This window comes from Phytobacter sp. V69 (assembly GCF_965644215.1).
Taxonomy (GTDB): Bacteria; Pseudomonadota; Gammaproteobacteria; order Enterobacterales; family Enterobacteriaceae; genus Phytobacter.
In genome coordinates this window covers 1-201 of sequence record NZ_CBFFRL010000620.1, presented here as the reverse complement: position 1 = coordinate 201, position 201 = coordinate 1, and the positions used below count along the sequence as shown (strand labels likewise).

Here is a 201-nt window from a genome sequence, read left to right as displayed (position 1 = left end):
TCTGCCGGGTTGTAATTCAACTCAGTCATTCCAGGCCTCCAGCTCGTTCTGTATTTCGTCGTCGATTTCATCGGTGGTAGCGTCTACGTTGAGGTGATCCAGAGCCTCTTTGCGGTACTGCTCGCGGCGTTCGCGATACCAGTCGGCAAACTCTGGCGACCATCCGGTAATTCCAAAGTCGACGCGGGCGTTGTCCTCGGC

The 201-nt window shown here is 56.2% G+C and carries 1 pseudogene; it reads right to left on the bottom strand.

From position 1 onward, the window contains the following. Positions 1 to 21: 21 nt before the first annotated feature. Positions 22 to 201 (bottom strand): annotated as a pseudogene (locus ACSZPU_RS26630) (hypothetical protein); the annotation flags it as partial.